Source organism: Myxococcus sp. CA023 (assembly GCF_010998615.1).
GTDB lineage: Bacteria > Myxococcota > Myxococcia > Myxococcales > Myxococcaceae > Myxococcus.
Genome location: NZ_JAAEAH010000105.1, coordinates 20,546 through 28,969 on the forward strand (window position 1 = coordinate 20,546; position 8,424 = coordinate 28,969).

Sequence of the window (8,424 nt, forward strand, 5' to 3'; positions counted from 1 at the left end):
AGGTGGCAGCAGACCGCCGGCAGGCGGCGTCTCAGTCAAATCTCGCGTCATCAGCCAGGGACACCCCATCGGGGCGCTTGTAGGCCTGCCGTCTATACCGCATCCTCCGGGTAGGGAGTAGCGATGGACGACATTGTTGTCGGATGTCACCGGGCAGCGGGCTCCCCCGCCCGCTTTCCTGCTCCCAACCAGGGGACAGGGCACGCGCGAAGCGTGGGGGCCGCGGGCCTGTGTCCTGTATCAACACAGCGTCCGCCGGAAACGTTCTGGGGGCGGCCCACGAGGGGAACGCCGGCCCACCCGGGGGGCAGCCGGGCGGCCTGCCCCTACTGCGGCTTGGTGCGCCCCTTGTGGTTCCGGGGCAGTGCGTGGTGGATGAGGGATACATAGTCCACCGCCTGCACCGGCGGGGGAGGCGGCGGCGTGCCCAGCGCGGCCAGGCGCTTGCTGAAGGCGGCCAGGATGTCCGGCATGGGCCGCATCGCCGCGAGCAGCTTGTTGGGTCCCTCCAGCGCCTGGGACAGCGCCACCGCCGCCTGCTGGAGCGGCAGCCCGCGCCGCAGCAGGTCCTGGAACGAGTTGGACAGGGTGATGATGTTGTGGCCCGCCGTCTGCACCATCTCCACTGCGATTTTCAGCACCTGCGGCGCCGTCAGGTGGCCGTCCGCCAGCAGCACCAGCGCGGCCTGGAAGTAGTTGAAGATGGGCACCACGCGCGGCCCGTAGGGCGTGAAGTGCGCGGGGGGCGTCAGCTTGTCCAGGTGGATGAAGATGCGGCGCACCGGGTCGCCCACCGGAATCTTCTTCCACGCCTCGCGCACCCGCAGCGCGTCATCCGGGTACACCCCGCCCGCCTCCAGCACCTGCGACAGCACGCGCTCGTCCACGCGGCCCGCCACCAGGTCCGCGAAGAGCGAATAGATGAACGCGTCCGCCTCCGCGTCGTCACCGAAGAGGACTTCCTCCGCCTCCACCGGCGCGTGCACCCGGCTCTCAAGAATCGCGGGCAGCTTGTAGCCCACCTGCCCGCGCAGGGCCCGGAAGCGGCCGCGCAGCAGGTTGCCCACGTTGTCCTTGAGGACGAACTCGTCCCACCGCACGCCGTCCAGCTTGAGCTTCTCCTCCAGCACGGCCCGCATCTGCTTCGGACTGCCGGAGACGATGCACAGCCGCGAGTCCCCATTCTCCGACAGCTCGCGGATGAGCGCGCTGGCGCCCGGAACGGCCACCTTCTGGTGGGCCTTCTGGAACGCCGTCCGCACCAGGTCACGGAGCGAGTCGAACTCCGTCTGGAGGTACGTCTTGTCCAAATCCCAGCGGTAGATGCGCCGGGGCGGACGCGGGTCGATGCGGTCCGGCAAGCTCACTTCTTCAGGCCTTCCCGGATGGCGGCGCCCAGGTTGTTCGACACCACCTTCGCCGCGACCTTGCCCGCGTTGGCGATGGCCCGCGACTTCGAACGCCCGTGTGCCTTGATGAAGATTTTATCGAACCCCAGGATGGGGGCCCCGCCGTACTGGTTCCAGTCGGTGATGTCCTTGATGCGCTGGATGCCGCTGGACAGCATCGCGAGCCCCGCGCGCCACCGCAGGCTCTCCTTGTAGGCGTACTGGGCCAGCTCCACCACCGTGTCGTGGACGCCCTCCAGCATCTTCAGGCAGACGTTGCCCACGAAGCCGTCGGTGACGATGACGTCCGCGGTGCCCTTCGGGATGTCGATGCCCTCCACGTTGCCGATGAAGTGGATGTCCTTCATCTCCGACAGGCGGGCATGCGCCTCCACCACGCGGGGCGGGCCCTTCTGCGGCTCAATCCCGTTGGACAGGAGCGCCACCTTGGGGCGCTCGTTCTGGGAGATGATGCGCGCGTAGGCGGAGCCCATCACCGCGAACGTCACCAGGTCATCCGCGGTGGCCTCCACCGTGGCGCCCACGTCCAGGATGAGGGAGAACGGGTCCCCCTTCGCGCCGCGCACCGAGCGCGTCGGGTACACCGTGGCCAGCGCCGCGCGCCGCACGCCGGGGATGAGCTGGAAGTGCCGGGCACACGCCAGCACGCCCGCGCCCGTGTTGCCCGCGGACACCAGCGCCTGCGCCTCGCCCTCCGCCACCAGCCGCGCGGCCACCGCCACGGACGCGTTCGGCTTGCGCGCCAGCGCCTCGCCGGGCTTCTCGTCCATGCCGATGAAGTCCGCCGCGTGCTGCACGGAGATGCGCTCGCCGTTGTGCTTCGTCTCCGCCAGCGCGTCGTCGATGAGGGTGCGGTCCCCCACCAGGAGCGTGTGGATGTGGGGGGACTCGAGCGACAGCATCGCCGCTCCCCGGACCACCTCGGCCGGGCCGTGGTCCGTTCCCATGACATCGAAGGCAATCGTCACTGGCTGCGGCTGCGTCCCCACCATGTCCTCCATCTTAGGACCTTTGCTCGGCCCCCGCGCCTGCCATTCTCGTCTGGGCCACCAGGGACAATCCCAGGAGCCCCGCCATCGCCACCATGCCCGCCGCCGTCCCGTACGGGGCCGCGGGCCCCAGCCGGGTGAAGAGCCAGCCCCCCAGCGCCGGCCCCAGAATCCGCCCCAGCGAGCCGAAGGCCTGGTACGCCCCCAGCACGGCCCCCAGCCGCTCCGGCGGGGCATGCAGAGATACCAGGGCGGACAGACACGGTGTCACCAGCGCCGACCCCACCGCCAACAACCCCATCACCGGGAACAGCCACGCATAATCCGGCGCTACGGGCAACAGGGCCAGCCCCGCCGCCGTCAGTCCGAAGCCCACCGTGGCCAGCAGTGCCTCGCGCCCCGGCGCGCTCCCGGGCCCACCCGTCAGCCGGCGCACCAGTCCGCCCTGCACCCCCGCGGAAATCACCCCAATCGCCGCGAAGAGCCAACCGGAGCGCAGGCTGGCCTCACGCAGCACGTCCAGGTCCGTCACCGCCGCCCGGAGGAACAGCCCCCCCTCCTGGAGCGGCACCGGCCCGGACGACAGGAAGCGCGTCAGCAGGTAGACGGAGAAGGTGCCTTCCATCTGCGCGAAGGCGGTGGTGAACACCAGCATCAGCACCAGACAGCGCCCCACCACGGGCAGGCTCATGGCCAGCGTGGCGCCCTTCAGCGTGCGCGCGTGCCCTTCCCCCGGGCGCCCCTCCACCCGCGTCTCCGGCAGGTAGAAGTACGTGCCCGTCAGGTTGATGGCCACCAGCCCCGCCGCGAACAGACCGATGGCGAGGTTGCCGCCCCAGGCGCCCAGGAAGCCGCCCAGCGCCGGTCCCAGCACGAAGCCCAGCCCGAAGGCCGCGCCAATGACTCCCATACCCCGCGCCCTGTCCTTCGGCGTGGTGATGTCCGCCACCACGGCCTGTGCGGTGGAGATGTTGCCACCGGAGATGCCGTCGATGACACGCGCCAGGAAGAGCAGCGGCAGCGACTGCGCGAAGGCGAACAGTAGGTACGCCAGCAGCGAGCCCACCTGGCTCACCAGCAGCACCGGCCGGCGGCCGTAGCGGTCGCTGAGCCGGCCCAGTATCGGGGCCGACACCAGTTGCATCAGCGAGAAGACGGAGATGAGCAACCCCACCGTGAAGGGCGAGGCGCCGAACCGCACGCCGTACACCCCCAACTGGGGAATCAGGATGCCGAACCCGATGAGGTCCAGCGCCACGATTCCGAAGACGACACGGAGTGACGCCGCCCGCCGCACCACCAGTTGCCCCTTTGCTGAAAAAGAAAACCGCCGGAGCGCGAAGATAGCGCCCCGGCGGCTCGAATGGGGGAGAAGTCCCGGGTCCGAAGGGCTTTACATCGCCTCGGCGGACTGGACGTTCCGGTTCGCGGTGTCGCGCTCGATGCAGCCCTTGGTCATCGTGTACTGGTAGGTGCCCAGCTCGTCACGCCAGTACTCGCCCTCGTACGGCCAGTAGAGCTGGTCGTCCTGCACGGCGACGGAGAACTTGTACTTCTTGACGATGGCCGTGCGGCCGCCCGCCTTGAGCTGATCCTCCAGGAACTCCTTCTCCTTGGTGGTCGTCTCGAACTTGATGCGCAGGCCGTTGGCCAGCAGTTGCTTGAGCGCCACCAGCTCCGTCTCCAGCTTGCCCTTGGCCATGATGCCGGCCTTGGAGATGAGCGCCGTGCGCTGCACCTTGAGCCCCTCCAGCAGGGACTTGCTCAGCTCGGAGTACTTGAAGGTGTCCGCCCGGTTCGCGAAGGCGTCCATCTCCGCCTCCAGCTCGAGGATGGAGTCGTTCGTCTTGCGCAGGTCCTGGTCCGTCAGGGCCAGCCGGAGGATGCGCTCCAGGATGACGTCCGTCTCGTTCTTCTCCAGGCCGTCCTTGTTCTTCTTCTGCACGTCGGACAGCACCGAGTAGTACTCGCTGGCCTCCATGTTCTTCTTCACCAGCGCCTCCAACTGGTCGTGCACGGGCAGGTAGGTGCGCTCGAAGTCCTGGAGGATGATGTTGGACTCCCGGTAGCGGCAGTTCTCGTAATAGATAACCGCCTTCAGGATGAGCGCCTCCGGGAAGTACTCCTCGCGGAAGAAGGGCGACGACAGGGTGATGAGGCTGCCCAGCGCCTGCTCGTACTGGCCCACGCGGTAGTTGGCCCAGCTGGACTCGAAGAGGGCCTCCAGCCACTGGGTGTTCCCGCGCTCCACCTTGCCCAGGTAGAAGAGCGCGAAGCGGTTCTGCTGCATGCCGTAGTGCGTGCGGGCCAGCTGCATGAAGGCCAGCTCACGCAGCGACTTGTCCAGCTTCGCCTGGTCCACCGTCTTGCCCGGCGCCGGACGCGTGAGGCGGACGACTTCCTTCATCGCCTCGATGGCGGCCAGCATCTCCCCGTTGGCGCGCTTGGCCGCCGCGTCCTTCTGACGGCTGCCGTTGCGGAAGGAGGACAGGCCCTCCAGGTACTTGGCGCGAGGGAAGAATGGGTCGGTGCGCGGAATGGTCAGCGCCAGCCGCTTCACTTCCGAGAAGCTCTTGTCGGCCTCCTCGGGCTGCCCCACCTGGTCCAGCGCGCGGCCACGCACGAAGTGGTAGCGCGCCAGCAGGTAGCGGAACTCGTTGCGGTACTTCTCGGGGAACTCCTGGTTCGCGTGACGGGCAATCTCGTCGAGGATGACCGTCTCGTTCTTCGTCTTGCGGCTGATGAAGAAGAGCCACTCCAGGCTCGTCTTGAAGAACTTGGTGGACGGGCCCAGGGAGAGGATCTTGGAGAACTCGCCCAGGGACGAGTGGTACATGCCCATGCGGTAGAGCGACTTGGCCAGCACGTAGCGCGCCTCGGTGTGCAGGCCCGCCAGCTTCGGGTCCTCCAGCAGCTCGTGCGCCGCCATGGAGGCCTTCTCGTACTCGTCGTTCTTGAAGAGGCTGACGGCCACGTCCAGGCGCTGGCGGTCCGCCGTCTTGCCGGAGACATCCACCGCGTCAAAGGACATGGTGGGCGCGGCCGGCTTGGGCGCATCCTGCGTCAGGTCCAGGCCCATTCCCATGCTCCCGGTGTTCGCGGGAGGCGAAGCCGGGGTGGGCGCGGGCGTGGAAGGGGTCGCCGCGGGTGCCGTCTCCGCGGGAGACACGCTCGTGGGCGCCGCGCTGGAGGAAGCAGCGGCGTCATCGTCGTCCGCGTCCTCGTCCTGCACCGGCGCGGGCTTCGCCTTGTCGGCGCGGCTCTTGCGGGTGGGCTTCTTCTTGGGGGTGGTGCGCTTCTTCTTCTTGGACTGGCCGGAGAGGTCCAGTCCCTCGAAGTTCTGCGCGTAGGTGGGGGCCGTCCACGCGAGCGACAGCCCGAGGACGGCGACACGGATGAGCCGGAAGGAGCGCATCATGACTCGGACCCGAAGAAGAAGGAGACACCCAGCTCGAACAGGAGCTGGTTGCGCAGGTAATTGCCGGAGACCTCGGTGCCCTTCTCCACGTAGATGAGGTCACGCAGCTCCGTGCGCAGCGTGATCCACCGGTTGAGGAAGAAGCGCGCGCCCACGCCCAGGTTGGCGCCCGGCGTGAGGTAGTTCTGCGCCTCCGCGGTCGGCGAGTCACCGGGGCCGCGGTACTGAACCACTGAGGCGCCCGCGATGCCGTACAGGTCGAAGTGGACGAAGGTCTCCGCCAGCAGCGACACCTTGCCGTAGATGGGCGCCCACTGGACGTCCGCGCCACCCAGCAGCTTGATCTGCCCCGGCGCGTTTCCGTCCAGTTCGTTGAGCGTGGGCGGCACGCAGCCGCGCGTGGAGCCCTCGCCGCCGTCCCCGAACGTGCACTTCTGCGCCGCGCCGGCCACCGTGTTGATGGCGTAGCCCACGCGCAGGCTGACACCCAACGTCTCCACGGGGTGGTACGTCAGCGTGCCGCCGAAGATGTACTTGCTGTAGAACGCGTCGCGCAGCGACAGCGTCGCGGACGGGCTGAACTCGAAGCGGCCCTTCTTGAGGAAGACGTGGCCGGAGACCGGCCGGACGCGCTCGCGAAGGGGCCCGAGCCGGTCCTTGTCGACCTCCGACACGTCGCCGGCTTCCGCCTCTTCGGTGGTCTGGGCGAAGCCCAGCACTGGCGCGGTCAGGCAGAGGGCGAGGAGCACACGGAAGAAGCGCTTCATTCCGAGTCCCTCCCCGTCGACTTGAACGGCAGGAACAGCGAGATGCCTGCGTTGAGCGTCATGACGTTCTGGATGGCGCCCTTGCTGCTACCCAGGGGCTGATCCACATAAGAGGTGTTGATGAGGGCCACGTTGACGGCGATGTAGTCCTGAGCCACGAAGCGCATGCCCAGGCCCAGGTCAGCGGCCGGGTTGAGGCCTCGCCCCGGCAGCGCCGAGGTCTCCGTATTCACCACGCCCGCACCCGCAAGCAGGTAGCCGTCGAAGTGGAGGATGGAGTTGAGGAACGCCACCTTTCCGTAGATGGGGCTCCACTCCACGTCGCCCATCGCGGACCACTGGGGCACCGAGTAGTAGATTTTGCTGTTGAAGGTCCGCTTCGCGGTGCGCACGTCATCCGACGGCACCACCTGCATCAGCGAGGCCCGGGCGGAGATGGCCAGCGTGTCCGCCAGGTAGTAGGCGCCCCGGACCGACAACCCCACCTTCGAATAGAAGGGGTCGTTGACCGAGAGGCTCACCAGTGGCGTCAGCTCGAAGCGGCCCTTCTTGAGGTAGACCTTCCGCTGGACGCTCTTCACCCGATCTTCCTGGGTGATGTCCGTCAACGGCAACTGCGGATCCGCTTCCAATGGCTCGTCCGCGGGGCGGGACGCCGCGGCCGGTGTGGCCTCCTCCACCGGAGGAGGCGCGGGTGATTCTGCATCCTGCGATGACTCGGCCTGCGACTCGTCGGTGAGGTCGAGTCCCATGCCTTCCTGGCTCTGGGCAGATGCCAGTGCGGGCACCAGACACAGGGCGAGCAGCAACTTGGGGCGGTTCAAATCCGGAGGCTCCGTGAGGGAGGGGGGCGTAACTGCCACCGGGGGTTCAGCGCGACTCTCGGCTTCCACATCCTATCGGTCGTATTCCCAACCATCAACCGCGCTGAGCAAGCCTGGTCACCGCCTATCCCTCCGGTATTCCTTCACAATTCCACCCGCCGTACCGCCGTACGGGGACGTTGGTGTTCCAGGGGGCTGTGCTACCCTCCTGAGGCTCGCGGGCCCCGCGGTCCCGTGCCCCATCCCCCCTTTGTAGAGGTCAGAGCTCCCATGAAGATGTTCGTGCGAACCGCCCTCATGATGTCCGCCGCGCTCCTGTTGGGTGGCTGTGAGGTGGCCAGCGAGATTGGCAAGCCCTGCACGCTGGTGCGCAAGGCGACCCCCGAGGAGTCGGCGGCCAACAACAACTCCCCAACCATGCCCATCCTGGAGGGGGAGATCGCCAAACAGCAGGACTTCATCTCATTCGGGTCCGTGAACTGCGAGGATCTGATCTGCGTTCGGGACCAGCACTACCCTCGGACCCTCAATGAAGATGGATCGCTGAACGAGAATGCTCCGGCGATGGGCTACTGCAGCAAGCCCTGCGTCGAGGGCGGCTCGTCCTGCGACGTGACGGACACCGACGACGTCAATCCGGACCTGCCTGGCCGGATGTCGTGCCGCCCGATGCTGCTGGATCAGGACACGCTGGATGCACTCCGCTCCGCGGACGAGGCCTTCTACCGGCGGACGTTCGGCGAGAACAACTCGCCCTTCTTCTGCGCCGGCGCGCGCATCCCGGGTTGACCCACCCGACACTTTTCGCGCGGAGGGGTAGACCTTTCCGCGCGGCTGGTTCGTAAAGGGAGGGCCCGCGCTGTTTCCGCAAGGAGCCCTGCCTCATGAACCGTACGGTCGTCTTCCTCAGTCTGGCTGGCGGTCTCGCGCTCACCGCATTGGTGCTGGGACTGCCCCAGATGGGCACCTCGCCCCCGCCGGAGCCGATCGTCGTCGTCCACCCCACTCCACCGGCCT

Annotated in this window: 7 protein-coding genes; 1 reads left to right on the forward strand and 6 read right to left on the reverse strand. The window is 67.7% G+C overall.

Going from position 1 to position 8,424, the window contains the following annotated elements; genetic code table 11:
• Positions 1-326 precede the first annotated feature (326 nt).
• The 6 genes from F8M74_RS33435 to F8M74_RS33460 form a co-directional block, all read right to left on the reverse strand.
• The gene (locus tag F8M74_RS33435) at positions 327-1,367 is read right to left on the reverse strand and encodes a phosphatase domain-containing protein (RefSeq protein ID WP_141257869.1); all 1,041 of its coding nucleotides are present in this window, start codon (positions 1,365-1,367) and stop codon (positions 327-329) included.
• Entirely contained in the window at positions 1,364-2,401 is a 1,038-nt protein-coding gene (gene plsX / locus F8M74_RS33440; RefSeq protein WP_090489927.1) for a phosphate acyltransferase PlsX, read from the reverse strand. Before plsX ends, F8M74_RS33435 begins: the two co-directional genes overlap by 4 nt.
• A 10-nt stretch (positions 2,402-2,411) precedes the next feature.
• Positions 2,412-3,698 (reverse strand): MFS transporter, encoded by a 1,287-nt coding sequence (locus tag F8M74_RS33445; protein ID WP_020477633.1) that lies wholly within the window; start codon positions 3,696-3,698, stop codon positions 2,412-2,414.
• 93 nt (positions 3,699-3,791) lie between these two features.
• Complete coding sequence (gene gltC / locus F8M74_RS33450; RefSeq protein WP_171410429.1) at positions 3,792-5,813, reverse strand: adventurous gliding motility protein GltC; 2,022 nt, start codon at positions 5,811-5,813, stop codon at positions 3,792-3,794.
• The gene (locus F8M74_RS33455) at positions 5,813-6,583 is read right to left on the reverse strand and encodes an outer membrane beta-barrel domain-containing protein (protein WP_141259026.1); all 771 of its coding nucleotides are present in this window, start codon (positions 6,581-6,583) and stop codon (positions 5,813-5,815) included. The genes gltC and F8M74_RS33455 overlap by 1 nt, the downstream gene beginning before the upstream one ends.
• Positions 6,580-7,407, reverse strand: coding sequence for an outer membrane beta-barrel domain-containing protein (locus F8M74_RS33460; protein ID WP_141259027.1), 828 nt, complete (start codon positions 7,405-7,407; stop codon positions 6,580-6,582). Before F8M74_RS33460 ends, F8M74_RS33455 begins: the two co-directional genes overlap by 4 nt.
• Before the next feature lie 276 nt (positions 7,408-7,683).
• On the opposite strand from F8M74_RS33460, the gene cglC reads away from it, so the two are divergent.
• Complete coding sequence (gene cglC / locus F8M74_RS33465; RefSeq protein WP_228560709.1) at positions 7,684-8,196, forward strand: adventurous gliding motility lipoprotein CglC; 513 nt, start codon at positions 7,684-7,686, stop codon at positions 8,194-8,196.
• Positions 8,197-8,424: the final 228 nt, after the last annotated feature.